This is a genomic window from Streptosporangium saharense, from assembly GCF_014203715.1.
Lineage (GTDB): Bacteria > Actinomycetota > Actinomycetes > Streptosporangiales > Streptosporangiaceae > Streptosporangium > Streptosporangium saharense.
Genome location: NZ_JACHJP010000002.1, coordinates 1482660 through 1504968, shown reverse-complemented (window position 1 = coordinate 1504968; position 22309 = coordinate 1482660). Strand labels below are relative to the sequence as shown.

The 22309-nt window shown below is 68.9% G+C and carries 21 protein-coding genes and 1 pseudogene; 15 read left to right on the top strand and 7 right to left on the bottom strand.

Features of this window, described 5'->3' with window-relative positions:
- Window positions 1–69 precede the first annotated feature (69 nt).
- From FHS44_RS15730 to FHS44_RS41765, 5 genes and pseudogenes are all read left to right on the top strand, one after another.
- Entirely contained in the window at window positions 70–555 is a 486-nt protein-coding gene (locus FHS44_RS15730; protein ID WP_281401410.1) for a DUF4279 domain-containing protein, read from the top strand.
- Window positions 556–1024: 469 nt separating this feature from the next.
- Window positions 1025–1456, top strand: a complete 432-nt coding sequence (locus FHS44_RS15725; RefSeq protein WP_184715020.1) for a hypothetical protein — start codon at window positions 1025–1027, stop codon at window positions 1454–1456.
- Window positions 1457–1543: 87 nt separating this feature from the next.
- Window positions 1544–1813: a hypothetical protein gene (locus FHS44_RS15720; protein WP_184715018.1), complete on the top strand. Its 270-nt coding sequence runs from the start codon at window positions 1544–1546 to the stop codon at window positions 1811–1813.
- A gap of 18 nt (window positions 1814–1831) precedes the next feature.
- Window positions 1832–2032 (top strand): annotated as a pseudogene (locus tag FHS44_RS42725) (DUF6086 family protein); the annotation flags it as partial.
- Between the two features lie 19 nt (window positions 2033–2051).
- The gene (locus FHS44_RS41765) at window positions 2052–2180 is read left to right on the top strand and encodes a hypothetical protein (protein WP_281401408.1); all 129 of its coding nucleotides are present in this window, start codon (window positions 2052–2054) and stop codon (window positions 2178–2180) included.
- Between the two features lie 21 nt (window positions 2181–2201).
- Here the strand turns inward: FHS44_RS41765 and FHS44_RS15715 are convergent, their stop codons facing one another.
- The 3 genes from FHS44_RS15715 to FHS44_RS15705 form a co-directional block, all read right to left on the bottom strand.
- The gene (locus FHS44_RS15715) at window positions 2202–2837 is read right to left on the bottom strand and encodes a TetR/AcrR family transcriptional regulator (RefSeq protein WP_184715016.1); all 636 of its coding nucleotides are present in this window, start codon (window positions 2835–2837) and stop codon (window positions 2202–2204) included.
- A 94-nt stretch (window positions 2838–2931) separates the two neighbouring features.
- Window positions 2932–3420: a hypothetical protein gene (locus FHS44_RS15710; protein WP_184715014.1), complete on the bottom strand. Its 489-nt coding sequence runs from the start codon at window positions 3418–3420 to the stop codon at window positions 2932–2934.
- A 472-nt stretch (window positions 3421–3892) separates the two neighbouring features.
- Window positions 3893–5863, bottom strand: a complete 1971-nt coding sequence (locus FHS44_RS15705) for an NACHT domain-containing protein (RefSeq protein WP_184715012.1) — start codon at window positions 5861–5863, stop codon at window positions 3893–3895.
- A gap of 530 nt (window positions 5864–6393) precedes the next feature.
- Between FHS44_RS15705 and FHS44_RS15700 the strand changes: the two genes are divergently transcribed.
- The 5 genes from FHS44_RS15700 to FHS44_RS15680 all read left to right on the top strand — a co-directional run bounded on the left by FHS44_RS15700 (window position 6394) and on the right by FHS44_RS15680 (window position 11865).
- Window positions 6394–7353 (top strand): LysR family transcriptional regulator, encoded by a 960-nt coding sequence (locus FHS44_RS15700; RefSeq protein ID WP_184715010.1) that lies wholly within the window; start codon window positions 6394–6396, stop codon window positions 7351–7353.
- Between the two features lie 19 nt (window positions 7354–7372).
- On the top strand, window positions 7373–7858 hold the full coding sequence (locus tag FHS44_RS15695) for an NUDIX domain-containing protein (RefSeq protein WP_184715384.1): 486 nt from the start codon (window positions 7373–7375) through the stop codon (window positions 7856–7858).
- Between the two features lie 167 nt (window positions 7859–8025).
- Window positions 8026–10101, top strand: coding sequence for a DUF6421 family protein (locus FHS44_RS15690; RefSeq protein WP_184715008.1), 2076 nt, complete (start codon window positions 8026–8028; stop codon window positions 10099–10101).
- Window positions 10098–10736 carry an SDR family oxidoreductase gene (locus FHS44_RS15685; protein WP_184715006.1) on the top strand — a complete coding sequence of 213 codons (639 nt, stop codon included), beginning with the start codon at window positions 10098–10100 and terminating at the stop codon, window positions 10734–10736. Before FHS44_RS15690 ends, FHS44_RS15685 begins: the two co-directional genes overlap by 4 nt.
- A 64-nt stretch (window positions 10737–10800) precedes the next feature.
- Complete coding sequence (locus tag FHS44_RS15680; protein ID WP_184715004.1) at window positions 10801–11865, top strand: threonine aldolase family protein; 1065 nt, start codon at window positions 10801–10803, stop codon at window positions 11863–11865.
- 55 nt (window positions 11866–11920) lie between these two features.
- On the opposite strand, the gene FHS44_RS15675 is transcribed toward FHS44_RS15680, so the two are convergent.
- Both FHS44_RS15675 and FHS44_RS15670 read right to left on the bottom strand, forming a co-directional pair.
- Window positions 11921–12217 carry a DUF3467 domain-containing protein gene (locus FHS44_RS15675; RefSeq protein WP_184715002.1) on the bottom strand — a complete coding sequence of 99 codons (297 nt, stop codon included), beginning with the start codon at window positions 12215–12217 and terminating at the stop codon, window positions 11921–11923.
- Between the two features lie 230 nt (window positions 12218–12447).
- On the bottom strand, window positions 12448–13095 hold the full coding sequence (locus FHS44_RS15670) for a DUF305 domain-containing protein (protein WP_184715000.1): 648 nt from the start codon (window positions 13093–13095) through the stop codon (window positions 12448–12450).
- A gap of 123 nt (window positions 13096–13218) precedes the next feature.
- Between FHS44_RS15670 and FHS44_RS15665 the strand changes: the two genes are divergently transcribed.
- Window positions 13219–13926, top strand: a complete 708-nt coding sequence (locus FHS44_RS15665) for a thioredoxin-like domain-containing protein (protein ID WP_184714998.1) — start codon at window positions 13219–13221, stop codon at window positions 13924–13926.
- 72 nt (window positions 13927–13998) lie between these two features.
- On the opposite strand, the gene ald is transcribed toward FHS44_RS15665, so the two are convergent.
- Window positions 13999–15114, bottom strand: coding sequence for an alanine dehydrogenase (gene ald, locus FHS44_RS15660; RefSeq protein WP_184714996.1), 1116 nt, complete (start codon window positions 15112–15114; stop codon window positions 13999–14001).
- Between the two features lie 220 nt (window positions 15115–15334).
- On the opposite strand from ald, the gene FHS44_RS15655 reads away from it, so the two are divergent.
- Window positions 15335–16273 carry an excalibur calcium-binding domain-containing protein gene (locus FHS44_RS15655; protein WP_184714994.1) on the top strand — a complete coding sequence of 313 codons (939 nt, stop codon included), beginning with the start codon at window positions 15335–15337 and terminating at the stop codon, window positions 16271–16273.
- Here FHS44_RS15655 and FHS44_RS15650 read toward each other — a convergent pair.
- Complete coding sequence (locus FHS44_RS15650) at window positions 16270–17643, bottom strand: NCS2 family permease (RefSeq protein ID WP_184714992.1); 1374 nt, start codon at window positions 17641–17643, stop codon at window positions 16270–16272. The genes FHS44_RS15655 and FHS44_RS15650 overlap by 4 nt on opposite strands.
- Window positions 17644–18119: 476 nt before the next feature.
- On the opposite strand from FHS44_RS15650, the gene FHS44_RS15645 reads away from it, so the two are divergent.
- The 3 genes from FHS44_RS15645 (at window position 18120) to FHS44_RS15635 (ending at window position 22228) form a co-directional block, all read left to right on the top strand.
- A complete protein-coding gene (locus tag FHS44_RS15645) occupies window positions 18120–19412 on the top strand; it encodes a helix-turn-helix domain-containing protein (RefSeq protein WP_184714990.1) in 1293 nt (430 codons plus the stop codon).
- A gap of 192 nt (window positions 19413–19604) precedes the next feature.
- Complete coding sequence (locus FHS44_RS15640; protein ID WP_184714988.1) at window positions 19605–20192, top strand: copper resistance CopC family protein; 588 nt, start codon at window positions 19605–19607, stop codon at window positions 20190–20192.
- Complete coding sequence (locus FHS44_RS15635) at window positions 20189–22228, top strand: bifunctional copper resistance protein CopD/cytochrome c oxidase assembly protein (protein ID WP_312863670.1); 2040 nt, start codon at window positions 20189–20191, stop codon at window positions 22226–22228. Before FHS44_RS15640 ends, FHS44_RS15635 begins: the two co-directional genes overlap by 4 nt.
- Window positions 22229–22309 lie beyond the last annotated feature (81 nt).

Below are 22309 nucleotides of genomic sequence, written 5' to 3'. Positions count from 1 at the left end.
GTTATCACCGGCTTACCAGTAAAGATGGCAAGGTGAAGATTAAATCGGAAATGCAAGTGGTGATTTAATTTGTTTCGAGTATCCCTGCGGCTCGTTAATGAGAGTGCTGATCCTGCTGAGGTGTCAGTCATTACGGGGATAACGGCTGATCGGATGTTCCGGGCTGGGGAGAGGTCGCCGAGGACTGGAGAGCCTCATCGGTTCAGTTCGTGGAGTGTTGAGATCGGGCCGGAGGGCGGCTTCGAAAGGCCGGAAGACGCCTTCGACGAGCTGGTCTCGTGGGGCCTTCCCATGGCCGGGAAGTTTCACACATTGCACGCGGAGGGACGTTGGGAGATATCCCTGGTGGTGGTACAGGAGTTTCGCGATGCTGACGACTCGATGGAGAAGGGAATATCGCTGGCTCCTGAAGTCGTCGAGTGGTTGGCGACGGCTGATGCCGGGGTGGAAGTAGACCAGTACGTCTATTTTGATGCCAAAGTAATTGTCCTCCGGGTTGGTGTGTTAAATATGTCAGAATCCTGTCCGATGGAATGTGTCGTCCGAACTGTATAAAATTTGTGGGATGGTGATGGATAGGCGCGAGATTGACGATGAATGTGATCGCCTGGTGTGTGCAGGGGGTGATGGGGAGGAACCGAGGGCAATTATTTCCCGCCTGCGTACGGCGGGCCGTTCGACCGTGGAGGCCATATATATGGTGTCAAAAATTTATGATCTGAGTCTTTCGGCTGCCAAGGAAATGGTTGTCCTCAGCCCGGAGTGGATAGGTGATCTTCGCTCGCATGTTGCGTTTCATGATGACCTTGAAGGGAGATCGAAGGATTGATGGATGAGGCTTTGGAGGACGGCGACTCGGACGCGGACTGACAGTTCCATGGTGTCGCCGCGTCACTTTCCCTCGTCGGCGGTGGTGAAGGAGTAGCGCGAGTGACGAAATATCCTTTCGGTCATGCCGATACCTCAAAACTAAGGTGATTGAAACCGCTTGTTCTGTGACGATGCTATGAAAAAAGAAGTCCGCGTGATGGTCGATGTCTCGGCGCTGGAGAGGCTGGCTTCCGGATCGATCGTTGGTCCCATCTGGGTGGAGGGAGCGGAGGAGCCGTTTCCGGAGTTGGAGTGGATGGATTTCCCCGTTGTCGTTCTGGGCTGGTGGACAGAGGCTGTTCTATCTTCCGAGAGCAGAGGTGGTGCGGCTGGAAGTATCGAATTATCTTTCATGGACGGCCCTTGGGAGATCATCCTGGACTTCGATGGTGAAAGATGTATTGCAAACCTCTTCCGGGCCAGAAGCGCAAACAGCGGCCGATTGATCGAGATATCTTATGATGTCTTTTTTGAATCAGTGAAGGAATGTGCCTTACGGGTGATCGAGGAGTGTGATCTCAAGGGATGGGAGTCTGTTGATATAGATTCTCTTAGGAGGATGCTGAATCGCATGAAAGGTGTTTAGTAGAGGGGTGGGCCGTGTTCTGAGCAGGAGCCGATGGTGGCGGCGTCGGGGGAGAGCAGGTGTCGTGCCCTTGGTAGGAGGTGCGCCGTGCGCGGGGAGATCCTGCGGTTTCGTCTTCCCGCGGAAAAGGCTGGCGGACTCGGGGCGCGCCTTGTGCATCCCTCCACGGGAGCCGTGATCCTCCTGATGAGGGCGGGTGGAGGTGACCGTGAAGGCGTCCTGTGGTTGGGCGAGGACGTCGATGTCGTTCTGACGGGCGGTTCGTCCTGCGGAGAGGTCACCATGCTCGCCCGGTGGAGGTCCTACCTGGAGGAACAGGCAGAACGGTACTCGTGGAAAGAAGCCGAAGAACCGTGACATCTGGTTGGAGTGGGGATGAGTTACGTCTTCGAGGTCGGGGAGGAAACCGTATGGAGCCCGGCGTTACGAGTGGGCAAGACTTATCTTTCCCTCCTGCGTTCGATATCCGAACTTCTCGGTCAGCCGTCCGGCGTGGTCGAGATATCCGGTGACATGTGTGAGATTGACATCGTGGCCTTCGAAACGCTGAACAGGCGGATGTTCCAGGAGTATTTCGTGTCGTCGCAGGGAGCTGATGAGTGGAACCCTCACCGTTTCGGTGGTGATGCTCGAACGGTCGGGGCGCGTTCTTGTTCCGGGTGGCGAGGAGGAGCGGGAGTTTCTCGACCGGGCGCGTCTTGTGGCGAAGAGGATGCCGGTCTGAGTACGGGATGCGGGACGCGTCTCAGGTGGAAGGGGCGAGGCCGTTCATCAGGGTGGTGATCAGGGTTTCGGTGTGGCCGGGGGGCGGTTCGGTCAGGAGCGCGCCCTGGAGTAGGCGGGGGAGGACCAGTTCGTGGCAGGCGCCGACGATGATGGCGGCGGCGGCCTCGGGGTCGGCGACGGGGGAGAGGCGGCCGAGGGTCTGTTCGGCGCGCAGGTAGTCGGCCAGAAGCGTCTTCAGCCCTCTGCCGCTGCCCAGGGGGTTGGGCAGCGCGTGGAAGCGGGCGAGGACCTCGGGTTGGGAGATCAGGCCCGCGAAGGCGGGCAGGAAGGCCGTGTGCAGGGCGAGGCCGTAGGTGAGGCAGGCGTGCAGGTTGTCGGCGACGGTGTTCTCGCCCGGGACGGCGGGCAGCGGGCCGAGGTCGCGCTCGACGGAGCGGACGTGGGCGTGCAGGGCGAGGGCGAGGAGTTCCTCCTTGCCCTCGAAGTGGTTGTACAGCACGCCGTCCGCGACCCGCGCCTCGCGGGCGATGTCGCGGACGGTGAGTCCGGCGGTGCCGCGCTCGGCGATGAGCCGCGCGGCGGTGGCGACGAGGTGGTCGCGCAGGCTCAGGCCGTCGGCGCCGTCACGCAGGGCTGCCGCTTTTCTCGGTGACATCACCCCGCATCCTAGTGAGACGTTCCAGTGAGACGTCCCAGTGAGACGTCCTCAGCGAGGCGTCCCAGCGAGGCGTTCTGGTGAGGCCGGTGGGTCACGGCCGGGTGGCGGTGATCAGCCAGGCGGCGCCGCGCAGCCGTACGGCACCGGGACGCTCGAAGGGGCGCATCGCCTCGGTGAGCGCGGCGAGGGCGCGGGCGGCCGAGTCCTGGTCGGTCTGGCCGAGCATGAACCGGACGGGGCCCCAGGCGCCCAGGAACGCCGCGGCGTCCTCGGCGTCGGCGCCCCACGTCTGGGGCGCGTCCACGGGGGTCGTGGCCACGTCCTCGAAGCCCGCCCCGGTGAGGACTTCGTGGACGCGGGCGGGGTCGGACAGTGACTCGGGGCCGGGGTGGCCGGGCTCGGTCGAGGCGGGCCGTCCCGGCAGGTGCGGGGTCATCGCGGCGAAGACGGGGCCCAGGTCCTGTTCCGCCATGCTCCGCAGCGACAGCATGGCCAGGCGTCCGCCGAGATGCAGCGCGCGGCCGATGTTGGCGAACGCGGCGACCGGGTCGGCGAAGAACATGATCCCGAACCGGCTCACCGCCACGTCGAACCCGCCGGGGGCAGCGGGTGGACCTGGGCGACGCCCTCGGCGTTATCAGCGGTCCTGGTGATCAGCCCAGTGGTTGCCCTCTTGACGTGCTCTCCAGCGTGAACGCCGGAGACTCAACCTGTGCAGCATGTGCGGTACTTCTGTGGCTTCCTGCTTCAGCGACCTGTGCCACCGAAATGGTCTTATCAGGTCTCCACAGGCTTTTGAGCCTTGCGGCTCCGTTCCCGCCCGCCCGGCGGTACCTGACGCGGCGAAGCTATCAGGTGCTGGTTCGTCATGACGGCGGATCGGCTTTTTCTATCTCGCTCTGCGAGAAGGGCCGCTTCGCCTTCGGTGCGAATGCCGAGACATTAGGGACAAATCCGGTAGCCGTTCCACGCCTCGGCCTGGTGGGCGTTGACGACGGCGTTCATGGTTCCTCCTCGGCCTGTTATGAACGGACGTTCATAACAGGAGGATGTCAATGGGCCCGGCGCCACTCCTGGGCGAGGCGGTCCCGCACGAGGTGGTGGACGAAGACGTAGCCCGTCCCCGTCCGCCTGAGGATGAGACGGTCGGCCGCCGAGTCGAGGAAGTCGAGATAGCGCCGGGGCCCGAGGCCACGGCGGTGGATCCGCCTGAGCATCAGCCTGAGCTGGACCACGGGGGCGCCGCCCGCAGCGAGCCACGCCCCCAGGCACAGCGGACCGGTCTCGGCCACGAAGGTCGGCAGGACGTACTCGGGCCCCTGCGCGATCCAGGACGCCCCGGCGATGATCGCCGCGGCGGGCACGCCGAGGAAGACGAGGCCCCGCAGGGCGTTCCTCGTCGAGAGGCGGATCCTGAAACCGGGGAGGGCGGCCTGTCTGTCGGGCAGTTCCCGTGGCTCCGAGCTGGTGGTCAGGGTGAGCGCCTCGGTGGCGAACGCCGCGGGGACGACGGCCAGGGGCCACGCCGCGGGCACACCCGGGATGAGGGCCAGCAGCGCCGCGGCGAGCAGCACGATCCCCGCCCTGGCGAGGGTCGCGGGCATGAGGTCGGAGGGCGGCACCCCGATGCGGGCGATGAGCCGTACCGGGGCGTCGGCGTCCGTGTGGTGCCTGGCCAGGTCGTACCGGATGAGCAGGGCGGGGAAGATCATCATGAAGGCGGTCGGGGAGATCGCCAGGCCGGGGACCACGCCCAGCACCGAGCCCACGACGACGGTCGAGGCCGCGCACACCATATAGGCCCTGACCACCAGGTGTTTGATGGACGGCGGGTCGCAGAACAGGGCGAGCCACGCTGTCGGCGGCCGGTCGATCGGCAGGCTCGACAGCCGCGTCCTGTCCATCGAGTGGGCCAGCCACGCCAGCCACCTGCGGGAATCGGCCTCCTCCCCGCTCGCCCTGCGCCCGAGCATCACGTTTACGTAGGTGTCGACCACCTGGCCGCGCCGCCGCGCGGGTGATCCCCGTCCGACGAGCACGGCGGTCGGGTCGTGCGCGGCGATCCTGACGATCATCCCCAGGATCAGCGGGGAGGTGACCAGCTCCCACCACGCGTCGTCATGCCTCGGCACGGCCGCGACGGCGTCGGCAGTCGGGCTGCGCAGGGCCTTGAGGTAGGTGGCGGCCGTGTCGGCGTCGGGAACCTGGATCTCGGCCACCAGCCGCGCCCGCACGTCGCCGGTCGTGCCGTACTCCACGCTGCGACAGCTCACCGCGACCGGCAACGGGGCCCGCTCGGTGATCAGCTTGTTGAGTTGCGCCACGCACTCCCCACGGTCCTTTCCCCGCACCTCGTCGAGGCCGTCCAGCAGGAGCGTGAGCCCGTCGTCGTCCATCAGCTCGTCCACGAGCCCCCGCGACAGTCCGTATCTCGCGGCGACGGTGTCGCGCAGCCACCGTTCGAGAGGACCCTGTTTCCTGGTCCACCCGGCCAGGCCGACCAGGACGGGGACGCGCTCGGTCCTGTCCGCGAGCGCCCGTTCCGCGAGGTCGCGGCAGAGCTCCGCCAGCAGCACCGTCTTGCCCGAGCCACCCGCGCCGAGGAGCAGCAGCGAGGAGCCGGACCTGTCGAACGCCGCGAGCGGCCCGTCATCCCGTCGTACGGCCCGCGCGCCCACGGCGCCGATCCCGGTCACCGACGGGGCCGTGGGCTCAGATCGCTCGGACAGGCACGGCGGTATGCGCGGGATGCCGCCGAGAGCGCTGTCGAGGATCCGCGCCGTGTCGGCGGCGACGGCGCGGACCACCTCGGTCCGCAGGCGGGCGCGTCTGCGCTTCCTCCTGGTGGGGCTCGTGGCCCAGGCGGCTCCCGCCTCCACCAGCAGGAAGGCGATCACGAGGAGGAACGGCGAGTTGTCCTGCACCCAGACGGGGAGCCGGTTGCTGACGACGTTCGCCATCAGCCCGAGGAGAAGCACGGGAAGTCCTACGAGCAGCGCCGTACGGACACGAGGTGGCACCATCAACCCCTTCGGGTCGTGCGCCCCTGCCGCACAGCACGGCCCGGGCGAGACGAGACCCCCGAGCGAGGCCACACTCTATTGCCGCCCGCCACGCTATTTCGTGGAATTTCCTGAATCTCCACCGAAAAAGCTTGGTATGAGACGAAAAAGGGGGTCAAAGCCCCTTGGGGGCGGCAGCCCCGCAGCCCCCCACCTGCGGACTTTCCCAACGGCGACCCCGGAGGCGCCAGCCGGGAACCAGACAAGGCAGGCTTTCTCGTTCCCACGATCCTGCCCCTTCCACGCTGCCACCCCGCCGCCGCCCCAAAGTCCAGAAATAACCCACTAAAGCCACAAATTTCCGGTACGGCGGAGGCCTCGGGAGGGGGTCGTCGAGGCGGTGAGCCGTACCGGACGGACCTGTAACCCGGTAACAGACGGTCCGAAAACCGCCCCCGGGTGGCCGGGGAGGCCGATGTGTCCGAAGCGTGTCCTGGGCACTTCGCCGATTAGGCCTTACTGGAAAGCTTCTTTGCTTTTACTCTCGATGCGTGGATCTCCAGGTTCGTCATCTGAGGGTGCTGTGTGCGATCGCGGACAGCGGGAGCATCTCCAGGGCGGCCGCCACCCTGAAGATGTCCCAGCCCGCGCTCACCGCTCAGCTACGCCGCATCGAGCAGATGTTCGGCGACCCCCTGTTCGACCGGGGGCCAGAGGGTGCCCGCCCGACCCGGCTCGGCGAGTGGCTGCTCGTCCGCTCCCGCTCCCTGGTCTCCGCCGTGGACGAACTGGAGCGTACGGCCAGGCGTTACGCGCCCCCGAAGGTGGAGACGGCGCCGATCAGGGTCGGCTGCGCGCCCACCCGGCTGCGGATCTACCTGGCCAAGACCCTCCGCCAGTTGCTGCCAGGGGCGGAGATCAGACTGCTCACCGAGCAGACGATCGACACGCTGCCCGGCCTGCTCGAATCGGAGCGGATCGAGCTGGCGACCCTCGACGACTACCCGGACCACAGGCTCTCGGCGCCACCGGGCGCGGTGTACACCGCCATCGCGGTCGAGCCGCTCTTCGTCGGGCTGCCCGCCGGGCACCCGCTGGCCGCGCGGGAGGAGGTCGAGCTGCGCGACCTCGCCGAGGAGGACTGGGCGCTGCCGACCCCGCTCGAATCGGGGCCGAGGGAGTACTTCTGGAACACCTGCGCCACGCACGGCTTCGCCCCGAGGGTGGCCTACGGCGTCAACCTGGAGGTCGGGGTCGACCTGGTGGCCGAGGGGCGCTGCGTCAGCCTGTTCCAGGCGACAGTCCCGGCCAGGGAGGGCATCGCGATCCGTCCGCTGACCGACTCGCCGCTGCGTTTCCGCCACCTCATCGGGTGGACCGCTCCCGGGCCGATCACCGCGCACGCCGACGACCTGGTGCGGGCGCTGACCACCACCTACTGGACGGAGTCGCAGCGCTCTCCCGCCTACCGGAACTGGCTGGAACGGCACGGACCGCTGAAGCGCCTGTGAGCCGTAGTCTCGCGGCGTGATGACCAGGAACTCGCACTGCTCCTTCTGCGGCAGTGCATACGCCCTCGACCAGGCGTGGCCGCGCACCTGCTCCTTCTGTGGCAACACCGCCTACCTCAACCCGCTGCCGGTCGCCGTGATGCTGTTGCCCGTCGACGACGGCGTGCTGGTGATCCGGCGCGGCGTCGAACCGCGCCGGGGCGAACTCGCCCTGCCCGGTGGCTTCGTCGACGTGGGGGAGTCCTGGCAGCAGGCGGCGGTCAGGGAGCTGCGTGAGGAGACCGGGGTCGTCGTCGGGGCGGACGACGTCCGGCTCCTCGACGTGCTCAGCGCCCCCGACGGCACCGTGTTGATCTTCGCCAGGGGGCCGGAGACTGCCTCCGCCGCGCTTCCCCCGGTCGTGCCGACCGACGAGACGACGGAGTGGCTGACGATCGACGGCCCACGGGAGCTGGCCTTCCCGCTGCACACCAGGATCGTGGCCGACTACTTCGCCGGCAGGTGACCCTCCCGGGACGGGCCCGGTGTCAGGGCCCGTCCCGCGTATCGGCCTGCCCGTAATCCTCTCCATGCGCCGATGATCCACATCGTCGCACCGTAAGTGATGTGTCAAAAATCGGGCATCTTGTGTATATTTTCCGTCGTTGGCACACATCTGAGGGAGGATTTATCGTGCGAGCGTTCCCACGGGTGCTCTTCGACGAAGCGCACAACGAGTCATGGACCATCCGCAGGGACGTGGCCGAAACGATGAATCCGGGGCATCCCGACGACAACAGCTACGCCCGCGCCGCCGAGTCGCTGCGCCGCCTCGGGCACACCGTGGCCGCGCACACCGGTGGACCGGTCACCCCGGCTCTCCTCGCGGCGCAGGACGTCCTCGTGGTCGCCCACCCCTCTGCGGACCGCTGGGAGCGCACCACGGGCCTGGGCAGCCCCGTCCTGCCCGTCGAGGAGCTCGACGCCATCGAGGACTACGTCACGGCCGGGGGCGGCCTGGTCGTGCTCGCCGAGTGCGAGCAGGAGAAGTACGGCAGCAACCTCGCCGAACTGCTCGGCCGCTTCGGCGTCACCGTCACCCACACCACCGTCCAGGACCCCAGGAACTCCCACAACGGCGTGGCCTCCTGGGTCCTGGGCGTCCCCGCCGACCCCTCCCACGAGGAGGACCCGCTGGCCGGGGCGCGCAGGGCGTGCTTCTACCGGGCGGGCGTCCTGACCGGCCCCGAGCACGCGAGCGTGCTGTTCCGGACCTCACCGACCGCCGACCCCGCCGACGCGCCCCTCGCGCTGGCCGTACGGCACGGCGAGGGCAGGGTCGTGGTCGTCGCCGACTCCGACCTGTTCGGTGACGACTCCATCGGCGACTACGACCACGCCGCGCTCTGGGGCAACCTCGTCACCTGGGCCGCCCGGGTGCCCGTCCCCACTGGCACTCAGGAGAACGCCTCCGGTGCCCGCGAGGCGTTCCTCGGGCTCAAGAAGGCAGTCGAGGCGCTCCAGCCGCTGCAGGCCAAGGACGGCTCCGTCGAGGGCGACCGGGACAGGGCCGTCGAGCTGATCGCCGAGATCATCGACCATGTCGTACGGCTCGCCCCGCGCTTCCCCCACGACGAGGCCTACCTCACCGCGGTCGTCGCCGACCTGCGCAAGTGGGTCGAGCAGGGCCTCGGCGTCCCCGACTTCCTCGACTCCCTCGACGCCTTCCACCCCGACGCCCAGCGGATCGACGGCCTCGAACACCTGGTCGTCTTCCCGATGTACACCCAGAACGGAAGCGTCCGCCGCCACCTGGAGGCCGTGTGGATCCGCACGGTCTGGCCGAAGTGGCTGGCCGACCTGGAGGGGGAGCGCTACGACAACCCGCTCTTCGTGCCGATCGCGTTCGAGGAGTTCACCTCCGGCTACGACACCAACTCCGCCGTCCTGTTCCCCGAGACCGTCGCGGTGCGCCAGACCCCGGCCCGCTTCACCTGGGGTGGCATCTTCTGCGACCGGGAGGCCGCCCGCTTCCGCGCGGTCAGCGGGGCCGCCGCCGAGACGCTCAAGCTGGCGCTGCCGCCGGACGCGGCGCGGCTGATCGCCTCCCAGGAGCTGGCCCAGGACACCTTCGTGCTCTGGGACCTGATCCACGACCGCACCCACAGCCACGGCGACCTGCCCTTCGACCCGTTCATGATCAAGCAGCGCATGCCGTACTGGCTGTACTCCCTGGAGGAGCTGCGCTGCGACCTGACCGCGTTCGGCGAGGCCGTGAAGCTGGAGCGGGAGGGCGTGCCGCACGCCCGCTACGTCCAGATCGCCATCCTGTTCGACCGGCTGTTCCGCTTCCCGATCACCGGTGACCGGGTCCGCAACTACGACGGCCTCGGCGGGCAACTGCTCTTCGCCTACCTGCACCGCAACGACGTCGTCAGGTGGACCGACAACCGGCTCAGCGTCGACTGGAGCCGGGTCGCCGACGGTGTCGCCGACCTGCGGGGCGAGGTGGAGAAGCTCTACCGCGACGGGATCGACCGCTCCAAGCTCGCCCACTGGCTGGCCGCGCACCAACTCGTCGCCGCCTACGTCGAGCCGCACCCGGCCTCCGTCTGGCACCGGGGCGTGGACGCGCTGCCGGTCGAGGGCTTCCCCAAGGCCGTGGTGGACGCGGTGCTGTCCGACGAGTTCCCCCTGAGCATGTTCTACGAGGCCCTGCGCCGTAAGCTCGGCGATGTCGTCGAGTCCACGAGGGGGATCCGGGCATGATCATTCTGGTGACGGGCGCGGCAGGTCCCGCGGGCCGGGCGGTGGTGCGCCGTTTCACGGACAGGGGGCACACCGTCATCGGCGTCGACAAGTCAGGTGCCGAGGGGACCCTCCCGGTCGACCTGCTCGACGCCGAGGCTGTCGAGAGGCTGGCCGCCGACATCCGGGCCGAGCACGGCAAGGTCGACGGCGTCGCGCACCTGGTCGGCGGCTGGCGCGGCTCGAAGACCTTCGCCGAGACCAGGCTTGAGGACTGGGACCTGCTGCACGACCTGCTGATCCGCACCCTGCAGCACGTCACGCTCTCCTTCGAGCCGCTGCTGAGGGAGAGCGGGAACGGCAGGTTCGCCATCGTCTCCGCGCTGGCCGCCGAACGCCCCACCCAGGGCAACGCGGCCTACGGCGCCGCCAAGGCCGCCGCCGAGGCCTGGACCCTGGCCTTTGCCGACGCCCTCGAAGGGTCGGGCTCGACGGCCAACGTCCTGGTCGTCAAGGCCCTGGTGAACCAGGCCATGCGGGAGGCGAGCCCGGAGCGGGCCTTCCCCGGGTTCACCGACGTGGACGACCTCGCCGAGGCGATCGAGGGCCTGTGGGACACCGGCAGGAACGGCGACAGGATCGTCCTGGCCCCCTGAGCCGGGGCGGGAGCGACACGGGCGGCCGGGCACCGATGCCCGGCCGCCTGACCGAGGGGAAGAAGTGACAGACGCCATCCGCAGACACGACCCGCTGGTCAAGAGCTTCGCCAGCGACAACTACGCCGGGGTGCACCCGGAGATCCTCCAGGCCGTCGCCCTGGCCAACGAGGGGCACCAGACCGCCTACGGCGAGGACGTCTACACCCGGGCGCTCCAGGAGGTCTTCCGCGGCCACTTCGGCCCGTCGGCGCAGGCGTGGCCGGTCTTCAACGGCACCGGGGCCAACGTGGTCGCGCTGCGCGCCATGACCGCCCCCTGGGAGGCGGTCGTCTGCGCCGAGTCCGCGCACATCCACACCGACGAGGGCGGCGCCCCAGAGCGCTCCGCCGGGCTCAAGCTGCTCACCGTCCCCACCCCGGACGGCAGGCTCACCCCCGAGCTGATCGACACCCAGGCGTGGGGCTTCGGCGACGAGCACCGCGCCCAGCCCCGGGTCGTCTCGATCACGCAGGCGACCGAACTGGGCACCCTCTACACGCCCGAGGAGGTCAGGGCGATCTGCGAGCACGCCCACCAGCTCGGCATGCTCGTCCACCTCGACGGCGCCCGCGCGACCAACGCCGCCGCCGCGCTCGGTGTGCCGCTGCGCGCCTTCACCACGGACGCCGGGGTGGACGTGCTGTCCTTCGGCGGCACCAAGGCCGGGCTGATGTTCGGCGAGGCGATCGTGGTCCTCAACCCCGACGCCGTCAGGGGGCTGCGCTACCTGCGCAAGAACTCGATGCAGCTCGCTTCGAAGATGCGGTTCGTCTCGGTGCAGTTCGAGGCGCTGCTCGCCGGTGACCTGTGGCTGCGCAACGCGCGCAACGCCAATGCGATGGCCGCCAGGCTGGCCGAGGCCGTGCGGAGGATCCCCGGGGTCGAGGTGCCGAGGGCCGTGCAGGCCAACGCGGTCTTCGCGATCCTGCCCGCCGAGGTGACGCAGCGGCTGCAGAAGCGCTTCCGCTTCTACACCTGGAACGAGGCCACCGGGGAGGTCCGGTGGATGACCGCCTTCGACACCACGGAGGCGGACGTGGACGCCTTCGCCGCGGCCGTGGCCGAGGAGATGCGCGCGCAGGCGTGAGCCCCGCGGGCCGGTCGGAGGGACCGCCGCCGCGGGGAGGAGCAGGGGGGACGGGTCACTTCTGGCCCGTCTCCTTCTCGTAGGCGGTCAGTTGCTGTTCCAGAGCCTTCATGAGCTCGAACACCTGGCTCGGGGGGATGCGGATCCGGCTGACGATCCTGGTCGGCACGCTGACGAAGTGCTGGCCGGACGAGGGGTCGTTGGCGAGCTGGGGCGGTCTGGTGATCACCGCGAAGTCCAGGACGAAGCCATCCTCGGTGTGCCACACCGATGCGAAGTTGGCGTACTGCCCGGCCTCGACCTCGGCGGAGATGCTCACCTCCAGGCGGTTCTCCGGTTCGTCGTTCACCATTTCTGTTCTATCTCCTCCGGCCAGGTTGCTCAATGCTGCCCTGGCCGGGGGAACGGGCGGCGCAGGGGCGCGCCGACCTCGTCGAGGCGGACGCCGTACAGGGGGGTGGGCACGGGAGAGCCGGGAGAAACCTGGGGCGGTCGCACAGAACCTTCGCTACGAGCCTCTCCTGCGTCCCGGCGCGTCCACCCGGACGATCCTCGCCATGGCGAAGATCCGGGAAACACACCCTAGAGGATCGAGGGCAGTGGCCTTGCTCCGCGCTGGGCCAGCATGTCGGTCATCAGCTTGATCTCTCCCGTCTGGCCCTCGACGATGTGCCGCGCCGTGGTGACCACCTCGGCGCGGTCCGACAGTTTCAGCAGCCCCTGGCCCATCTGCACGCCGCCCTCGTGGTGGCGGATCATGAGCTGAAGGAAGAGGATCTCCTGGTCCTTGCCCGTGGCCTCGCGGAGCCTCTTGAGCTCCTCCTGGCTGGCCATACCGGGCATCGCGCCCGGAGCCGCCGCCGTTACGCCGTGACCGTGACCTGACATCCACGCCATCGGGGGGCGCTCGGTCGACTGGTCGAGCCCCCACTGCTGGAGCCAGCCGCTGAACATCCCGCGCTGGGCGGTCTGCGTGACGATGATGTCGTAGGCCAGCCGCCGGACGTTCTCGTCCTTGCTGCCGTCCCTGACGATGAACGACATCTCCACGGCCTGGGCGTGGTGGGTCGCCATGTCACGGGCGAAACCCGCCTCGGGCGAGGCGTCGGTCGGCGCCGCGGTCCTGCCGACGACCAGCAGCAACACGGCCGCGGCGGCGAGACAGGCGAGCAGTACGACGAGTGCCGTACGGCGCCCGGGCTTCGAGGTGTTTCCTGCGGGGGTTTCCATCGCGTGCCCAGCGTACCCACTGTGGCGAATCGTTGCTGTATCACGCATTGTGATTCGCTTTATTCTCCACACACACGGTTAGGGCATAGTCTGACCCGGAGTTGGTCGCCGGCTGGAGGGTCGATGTCGAAGGAAAAGGCGCAGGCGAGGCGGGAGAATCTCGCCCGGATGCGTGCGGAGCACAGGCGGCAGGAGCGCAGGGCCGCGTTCCTGATGTGGGGCGTCGGCGGTGTCGTCGTCGTCCTGCTCGTCGGGCTGGTTGGCTTCTACATGGTCAACGAGCGGGCGACGACCTCACTCGACGGTGTCACCAGCGCCAAGTATCCGGGCAGCATGCACGTCCTGACCAAGGTGCAGTACAAGGAGAACCCGCCCATGGGCGGGGAGCACAACCCGGCCTGGCAGAACTGCGGCGTCTACGACCAGCCGATCAACAGCGAGAACGCCGTGCACTCGATGGAGCACGGCGCCGTGTGGATCACCTACCAGCCGGACCTGCCCAAGGACCAGGTGGCCAAGCTCAAGGAGCTGGCCTCGCAGGACTACATGCTGCTGAGCCCCTACCCCGGGCTGCCCGCCAAGGTCGTCGCGAGCTCCTGGAACAAGCAGATCAAGCTGGACGGGGCCGACGACCCCCGCCTGCCCAAGTACATCGCCAAGTACAGGAACAACAGCACCGAGACCCCGGAGTTCGGCGCCTCCTGCAGCGGTGCCGTGGACACGACCACGGCCGAGGCCCCGATCCCGACGGCCACCCCGAGCCCCGGCGCCTCCGGTGCGTCGACGGCGCCCACGATGGCTCCGGAGACCCCGGCGCCGAGCAGCTCCTGACCTGATCTTCCCGTACGGCACGCCGTACCCCGACCCGGCCGTGACGTCTCCGGCCGGGCGGGGGCGGTCACGTCAGGCCAGGACCTGCTCCAGGGACACCGCGTCCAGACCGTGGGCGTCGGCGACCGGCTGGTTGGTCAGGTGCCCCTCGTGGGTGTTCAGGCCGGGGGCCAGCACGGGATCCTCGCGCAGCGCCTTGCGCCAGCCGAGGTCGGCGATGGACAGGACGTAGGGCAGGGTCACGTTGGTCAGCGCGTAGGTCGAGGTGTGCGGTACGGCACCCGGCATGTTGGCCACGCAGTAGAAGACCGAGTCGTGGACCCGGTAGGTCGGGTCCGCGTGGGTTGTCGGCCGGGAGTCCTCGAAGCAGCCGCCCTGGTCGATGGAGATGTCCACCAGGACCGAACCGGGCCGCATCCGCGAGACCAGTTCGTTGCTGACCAGCTTCGGGGCCTTGGCGCCCGGCACGAGAACGGCGCCGATGACCAGGTCGGCGTTGAGGACCGCGCGCTCCACCTCGAAGCTGTTCGAGGCGACCGTCTGGCAGTGGCCCTGGTAGATGAGGTCGGCCTGGCGGAGCCTGTCGATGTTCTTGTCCAGCAGGACCACCTCGGCCTGCATGCCGAGCGCGATCACTGCGGCGTTCATGCCGGAGACCCCGGCGCCGATCACGACCACGCTGGCGGCGTGCACCCCGGAGACACCGCCCATCAACACTCCACGGCCCCCTTCTGGCCGCATCAGGTGGTAGGCCCCGACCTGTGGCGCCAGGCGCCCGGCGACCTCGGACATCGGGGCGAGCAGCGGCAGGGAGCCGTTGGCGTTCTGCACGGTCTCGTACGCGATTCCGGTGACACCCGATTCCAGCATGGCCCGGGTGCAGGCCTCCGAGGCGGCCAGGTGCAGGTAGGTGAAGAGCACCTGCCCCTTGCTCAACCGGTGGTACTCCTCGGCGACGGGTTCCTTGACCTTCAGGACGAGATCTCCCTCGGCCCACACGTCGTCGGCGGAGTCGATGATGACGGCACCGACGCTCTGGAAGTCGGAGTCGGGAATCGACGACCCCACTCCGGCGTCCTTCTCGATGAACACCTGATGACCATGCCGGACCAGTTCCTGGGCTCCGGCGGGGGTGAGGGCCACACGGTACTCGTGGTTCTTGACCTCGCGGGGAACAGCGATCTTCACGGCTCCTCCAGATTCGTGCACCTATGTCATCTTCACTCTGCGTTCCCGAGAAAGAGGGCACTACGCGCAAGATGCAATGAATCGCTCATCGTTGATAACACGCTGTCAAACCACAGAGGTCGTCATCTTTCTGGATGCCCGATTGACCGTCCGATTACCGGGGATTTTGAGTGATCGGTAGGCTCGCCCGCGAGGGACGCGAGGATACGGGGACGAAACGATGGAGATGCGCGCCGGTCCTGGCGGCACGGACGATCCACGGGTGCCGCAGGGGCCGCCACCCGCCCGTCACGGCCGTCCCAGAGATCCCCGGGATCCCCGGGATCCACAGCAGTCCCGGCCTGTCCCGCCTCCGCCGCCACAGGCGACCAGGATCACCACGATCGCCCTGGTCGTCGCCCTGGTCATCGTCGTGCTGACCGCCGGTGTGCTCGGCACCCTCGCGGTGCTGATGACCCGCAACCCCGACCTGCCGCTCGGCGCGACGCCTCCCCGGCGGCTGGCCGTACCCATCCACTTCGCGCCGGTGACGGGTGCCCAGCAGGGGCCGTGCACCGACCCCGACGCCAGGCCCGACGACCTCGGGCAGGTCTGCTACACGCTGGCCGCGGGGGTCAGCGTGGACGCGGTGCGCAGGATCGAGGCGGTCCAGGACCGCACCGGCGCCTACTCGGTCAAGATCGTGTTCGCGCCCACCTTCCGCGACCAGATCAACGACCTGACCCAGGAGACGGTCACCCAGCAGATGGCGATCGTCGTGGGGGAGCGGGTCGTCGCGGCCCCCAGGGTCGCCCAGGTGATCACCGAGGACAGCCTGAGCATCGCGGGCTCCTTCACTAAGGAGCAGGCCGACGCCATGGTCGCCCGCCTCCTCGGCGCCGGAACCCCCTCGCCCCCGGCGACGACCCCCAGCGCGGCTCCGGTGACCCCCGAAGCCACGACGGTGCCTACCACAGCGCCCGCCACAGTGCCCACGACGGCGCCCACAACGGCGCCTGCCGCCACGGGAACGACGGGTCCCCGTTTCCCGGACTGCGAGGCCGCGGCGAAGGCGGGCTACGGGCCCTACTTCAAGGAGACCCACCAGGAGTACACCTGGTACACCGACAAGGACGGCGACGGCGTCGCCTGCGATCCGGACGACCTCAAGAAGCCCTAGAACAGCCCCTGGACGGCCTCGATCGCGAAGTAGGCGGTGAAGACCAGGGTGACCACCCACAGCAGCCAGGGGATGCGTCCGGCCCTTCCCACGGCCGCCTGGACGACCGTGTAGGAGATCACCCCGGCCCCGACGCCGTTGGTGATGCTGTAGGTGAAGGGCATCAGCGCGATCGTCAGGAACGCCGGTACGGCCAGCGTCAGGTCCTCCCAGGGGATGTTCCTGGACTGCGTCATCATCAGCGCGCCGACGAGCACCAGCGCCGGGGCCGCCGCCGCGGCGGGCACCACGGAGGCGATCGGGGTGAAGAACAGGCTCAGCGTGAACAGGGCACCGGTTACCAGCGCCGCCAGACCGGTCCTGGCGCCCTCGCCGACCCCGGCCGCCGACTCCACGAACACCGTGTTGGCCGAGGCGCTCGACAGGCCGCCGACGGCCCCGGCCACGCCGTCCACGGTCAGGATCGCGCCGAGCCGGGGCACCCGGCCCTGCTCGTCGACCAGTCCCGCCTCGTCGCTCACCCCGATGATCGTGCCCATCGCGTCGAAGAACCCGGAGAGCACCAACGTGAACAGCACGACCGTCGCGGTCACCGGACCGGCCTTGGAGAAGCCGCCGAAGAGGTCGATCTGCCCGACCAGCCCGAAGTCCGGCGCCGAGACCACCCCCTCGGGCACCCGGGGCACCACGACCCCCCAGGCCGCCGGGTCGATCGTGGCGACCGCGTTGACGACGATCGCGAGCACGGCGGTGATCGCGATGCTGACCAGGATGGCGCCCCTGGTCCTGCGCACGTAGAGCACGATCATCAGCAGCAGGCCGAAGCAGAAGACCGCGACCGGCCAGCCCGTCAGGTGCCCGGTCCTGCCCAGCTGGACCGGCGTCCCGGTGCCCCGCCCGACGAACCCGGCGTCGACCAGCCCGATCAGCGCGATGAACATCCCGATGCCCACACTGATCGCGTGCTTCAGGGCCAGCGGGATGGAGTTCATGATGAGCCTGCGCAGCCCGGAGACCGCGAGCACCACGATGACCAGGCCCTCCAGCACCACCAGGCCCATCGCCTGCGCCCAGGTCATGTGCGGGGCCGCCTGGTAGGCGACGACGGCGTTCAGCCCGAGCCCGGCCGCCAGGCCGAAGGGGGCGTTGCCGACGATCCCCATCAGCAGCGTGCTCACCGCAGCCGCCAGGATGGTCGAGGTGGTGAGCTGGGTGATCGTCAGCTTCGCCCCGGTGACGTCCGTCGCCCCGCCCAGGATGATCGGGTTGAGCAGGATGATGTAGGCCATGGCCATGAAGGTGGTGATCCCACCCCTGACCTCGCGGCCGACCGTCGAACCACGCGCCGACAGCTCGAAGAACCGGTCCATGGGCCTCCCATCGCCCCGGGGATGATCGGGTTCCTACCCCCGTGGCTCCGGCGCGATGTCGGCGGCGAGGAGCCTGGGCTAGGATCTCGGGGCATTGGAGCGTTCCCATGCTCAGGGAACCTCCTCCGGGCAACGGAACGGCCCGCCACCGTATCCACCGGATCGCGAAGCTCACCGGTCGGGATCTCTCCACGGTGACGGGCCGTGCCGGACTGGCACCGGCTTTACAGACGGGCTGACCCGCTGCTAGTCGGGATAGCTCCAGCTTGTCCTGTTCTCCTGGTTGAGCTGCAAAGAATACTGACTGGTGCTCTGTGAGGGGGCAGACGAATCAGCACTTGCAGTCGTAGCATTGCTCATGGCTGCAAATGTGGCCGTAAATAGGACGGCGAGGGCAGACAAAGCGAGGCGTCGGCGCACGGGGGAGGCTCCTGTCGTGGGTTCTGCTGCTCGAACGATATCTTTCAAGGGGTAACGTGGCTGGTCAAGACTTGGTGGGGCAACGCATCAAGACCGTCCGACGTCAACGTGGTCTTTCCCAGGCGCAACTCGCCCATCCGGAACTATCCGACAGTTATGTGTCGCTGATCGAGAGCGGCAAGCGTACTCCCACGCCCGCGGTCCTGGAACTGCTGGCCGAGAAGCTCGACTGCTCCCTCACCTACCTCATCAACGGCGTGACCGCCGAGCAGATGCAGGAGATCGAGCTGGGCCTCGGCTACGCCAGGCTGGCCATGGAGAACGGCGAGGTCAGCGAGGCGCGCACGCGCTACGCCGAGCTCCTCGCCGACAGCGGCCTGGCGGGCCTTCCCCAGCACAGACAGGACGCCGAGTACGGCCTGGCCCTGGCCACCGAGGCCTGCGGCGACCTCGACGGCGCGATCGCCCTGCTCAACGGCCTGCGCGAGAACGACCCCGCCACGATGACCCCGGAGCGCCACATCGCCGTGGCCGTCGCCCTCTCGCGCTGCTACCGCGAGCAGGGAGACCTGGCCCAGGCGGTGAACGTCGTGGAGGAGATCCTCGGCGGCGCGGTCAGGCCGGCCTGGACCGACGGCCTGATGAGGCTGGGCGGGCAGCTTCTGGCCGCCTACGTCGAGCGGGGTGACCTGCTGCGGGCCAGGCAGTTCTCCGCCGAGGTGCTCGCCGCGGCCGAGGTCCTCGGCACCCCGCAGGCGCTCACCCTGGCGCACTGGGGCGCGGCCATCGTCGCGGTCGAGAGCGGTCGCGGTGACGACGCCGTCGGCCACGTCGAGCGCGCCCTGGCCATCCAGTCCGAGTACGGTGACCCCCGCAGACTGGCCAGGCTCCGCAACGACTACGCCCAGGTCATGCTGACCGTACGGCCCATGCAGGCGGGCACCTGGCGTGAGCTGCTGTCCAAGGTCGACAAGGAGCTCTCGGAGAGCTCGGCCAACCCCATGGACAAGATGCGCTGCGCGATGAACCTCGCCCGCGCCGAGCTGCTGCTCGCCAACCCCCAGCGGGCCGGAGAGCACATCAAGGCCGTCTGCGACATGCTCGACGGGATGCCCAGGCCGCTGCAGATGGAGGCACGTCTGCTGCACGGCCAGACCGCCGCTGAGCTGGACGGCCAGCAGCGGGCGCTGCACGAGCTCCAGGCCGCGGCCGAGGCGCTCGACAAGCTGCCCGCGACCCGCTACACCGCCCACGCCTGGCTGACGGCCGCGCGCGTCCTGGAACGCATCGACGAGCCCGACCGCAGCGTGGACGCCTACAAGAAGGCTCTGGCCTGCGTGGGGCTGTAGGAACCACCCCGCCCCGCCGGGTCCCGTGGGCCAGGCGGAGCAGGGGGAGAAAGGTGACATCCGAAAGGCCGTGTCCGGCAATTGCCGGGCATGGCCTCGGACGTTTTACGGACGGCCGCAGAGGCGGGTCTCCGGCGCACGCAGACAGGGAGGTAGGGACCGCATGACGGCGTCGGTAGCCTTGGGGGTGCCATGAAGACTTCCCCTGTTGCGGCAGCCCTCACGCTCCTGGCCGCCCTCCTCCTCGGTACGGCCCCCGCCTCGCCCGCCCTGGCGCACGACGCGCTCAAGAGCAGCGACCCCGCGAAGGGCGCCACGGTCGAGAGTCTGGACCGGGTGAAGCTGACCTTCACCTCCAAGGTCAACTTCCCGATCGTCGTGGTGCACACCAAGGACGGCGCCGCCTACCAGGAGGGCAAGCCGGCCGTGGACGGCACGGTCGTCACCCAGCGGCTCAAGGCGGACCTGCCGCCGGGCTCCTACGTCATCGCCTACCAGGTGGTCTCCTCGGACGGGCACCCGATCGACGGGGAGATCCCCTTCAAACTGAGCGCCCCCGCCGAACCGACGCCCTCCGAGAGCACCCCGGCCGCCACGGAGTCCGCCGTCCCGGCGACGCCTTCCGCCACGGCCTCCCCGGCGGCCAGCCCGGTCGCGGAGACGGTGAGCGAGCCCTCCCGTGGCATCCCCGGGTGGGTGTGGATCGTCGTCGGCGGCCTCGCCGGCATCGGCATCGGGCTGGTGTTCAGCCTCCGAGGCAAGAAGAAGGGGCGGTCGTGAACAAGCGGGAGCGGGCCGTGCCTGCGGCGGAGACGACGCCGGACAACAAGAGGGTCGTCAGGATCGCCCTCGCCAGCGCGGTCGTCGCCGTCGTCGCCCTGGCGATCGCCATGATCGCCGGAGGCGCCGCCACCCCGCGCGTCATCCCCGGCCTGCCGGACGAGGGGCCGTTCACCCGCTGGGGCCTGCCGCTGTCGAAGCTGCTGATGGACGCCTCCGGGGTGCTCACCGTCGGCGCACTGCTGGCCGCCACGGTCTTCCTGCCCAGTGACAAGGGACTGCTCGGCAAGCCCGCGCTCGCCTACGTCAAGGCGGCCTCGTGGCTCGCGCTCGCCTGGGCCGCCGCCGCGGCGGCGACGATGATCTTCAGCCTCTCCGAGGCGCTCAGGGTGCCCGTCGCCGACGTGCTCGGCGGCGACGAGCTGACGAGCTTCGCCAGCCAGATCTCCCAGGGCATCGCGCTCACGCTCGTGGTGCTGTTCTCGGTCGCGATCGCGCTGTTCGCCCGGGGGACGATCACCGTGGGGGCAAGCGGAGGGCTGCTGGTGCTGGCCATGGCCACGCTGCTGCCCCCGGCGCTGACCGGTCACTCCTCCTCGGCGCCCAACCACGACCTCGCGACCACCGGCGTCGCCGCGCACCTGCTCGCCCTGGCCCTGTGGGTCGGCGGCCTGGCGATCCTGTGCGTCCACGCGCTGCGGCGGCGACCCTCCCTGGAGATCGCCGCCACCCGCTTCTCCTCGCTGGCGCTGTGGTGCTTCGTCGCCGTCGGCCTGTCCGGCCTGTTCAGCACGGTGGCCAGGCTCACCTCCCTCTCCGAGCTGTTCACCTCCGCCTACGGCCTGATGCTGCTGGCCAAGACGGCGGCGTTCGCGGTGCTCGGCGTGTTCGGCTGGTGGCACAGGAAACACACGCTGCCGCGGCTGGCCACCGGGGTGCCCGGCGCGTTCGCCAGGTTCGCCTCGGTCGAGCTGCTCATCATGTTCGCGACCGTCGGCGTCGCCGTCGTGCTGGCCCGCACCGCCCCGCCCCAGGAGATCCTGCAGACCGACCCGGTCGTCGACCTGCTCGGCTACCCCCTGCCGCCGGAGATCTCGCTGGCGAACCTCGCGTCGCTGTGGTGGTTCGACCTCTTCTCCGGCACCCTCATCGCCCTGCTCGGCGGCTTCTACCTTGCCGGGGTCGTACGGCTGGCCAGACGCGGCGACCACTGGCCCGCCGGCCGTACGGTCGCGTGGTTCGTCGGCCTGCTGATCCTGCTGCTCGCCACCCAGACCGGGGTCGCCCGCTACGCCAAGGTGCTCTTCAGCGCGCACATGGCCGAGCACATGACGCTGGCCATGCTGGTGCCGATCTTCCTCGTCCTCGGGGCCCCCGTCACCCTGGCGCTGCGCGCGCTCAAGCCCGCCGCGCGCCGGGGGGACCGAGGCCCGCGCGAGTGGCTGACCACGATCCTGCACAGTAGGTTCGTCCGGTTCGTCACCCACCCCGCGATCGCCACCGCGATCTTCGTGGTCTCGACCTACGCGCTGTACTTCACCCCGCTGTTCACCTCCGCCATGGAGGAGCACCTCGGCCACATGGCCATGACGGCGCACTTCCTGCTGAGCGGCTGCCTGTTCTTCTGGGTGATCATCGGGATCGACCCCTCGCCCCACACGCTGCCCCACGTGGCCCGGCTGATCGTCCTGTTCGTCACGATGCCGTTCCACGCGTTCTTCGGCATCGCGCTGATGAGCATGGGGACGGTCATGGCCGCCGAGTGGTACGACCAGCTCGGCCGTACGTGGGGGGCCTCGGCGCTGTCCGACCAGCAGACCGGTGGCGCCATCGCCTGGGGCTTCGGGGAGATCCCGACGCTGATCGTGCTGATCGCGCTGGCCTTCCAGTGGTGGCGCGACGACGACCGCAAGGCGCGCAGGGCCGACCGCAGGGCCGACGCGCTCGCGGCCCGCACCGGGGGCAGCGGCGACGCCCAGCTCGACGCCTACAACGACTATCTGACCAAGCTCAACCAGCGCGACAACTCCCAGTAACCGCGATCCCGCACAAGGCTGAGTCCCCTCGCCTGGACGTCAGGCGATTCTTTCCCCGGAGGCCATTGGCGCGTCCTGCCG

Excerpts from the sequence above, each read along its gene's own strand:
- FHS44_RS15675 (WP_184715002.1), bottom strand. The coding sequence starts at position 12,217 with ATGGTGAACGACGAACCGGAGAACCGCCTGGAGGTGAGCATCTCCGCC.
- FHS44_RS15695 (WP_184715384.1), top strand. The coding sequence starts at position 7,373 with ATGACCAGGAACTCGCACTGCTCCTTCTGCGGCAGTGCATACGCCCTC.
- FHS44_RS15665 (WP_184714998.1), top strand. The coding sequence starts at position 13,219 with ATGTCGAAGGAAAAGGCGCAGGCGAGGCGGGAGAATCTCGCCCGGATG.
- FHS44_RS15715 (WP_184715016.1), bottom strand. The coding sequence starts at position 2,837 with ATGTCACCGAGAAAAGCGGCAGCCCTGCGTGACGGCGCCGACGGCCTG.
- FHS44_RS15640 (WP_184714988.1), top strand. The coding sequence starts at position 19,605 with ATGAAGACTTCCCCTGTTGCGGCAGCCCTCACGCTCCTGGCCGCCCTC.
- FHS44_RS15670 (WP_184715000.1), bottom strand. The coding sequence starts at position 13,095 with ATGGAAACCCCCGCAGGAAACACCTCGAAGCCCGGGCGCCGTACGGCA.
- FHS44_RS15655 (WP_184714994.1), top strand. The coding sequence starts at position 15,335 with ATGGAGATGCGCGCCGGTCCTGGCGGCACGGACGATCCACGGGTGCCG.
- FHS44_RS15685 (WP_184715006.1), top strand. The coding sequence starts at position 10,098 with ATGATCATTCTGGTGACGGGCGCGGCAGGTCCCGCGGGCCGGGCGGTG.
- FHS44_RS41765 (WP_281401408.1), top strand. The coding sequence starts at position 2,052 with ATGAGTGGAACCCTCACCGTTTCGGTGGTGATGCTCGAACGGTCGGGG.
- FHS44_RS15650 (WP_184714992.1), bottom strand. The coding sequence starts at position 17,643 with ATGGACCGGTTCTTCGAGCTGTCGGCGCGTGGTTCGACGGTCGGCCGC.
- FHS44_RS15705 (WP_184715012.1), bottom strand. The coding sequence starts at position 5,863 with ATGGTGCCACCTCGTGTCCGTACGGCGCTGCTCGTAGGACTTCCCGTG.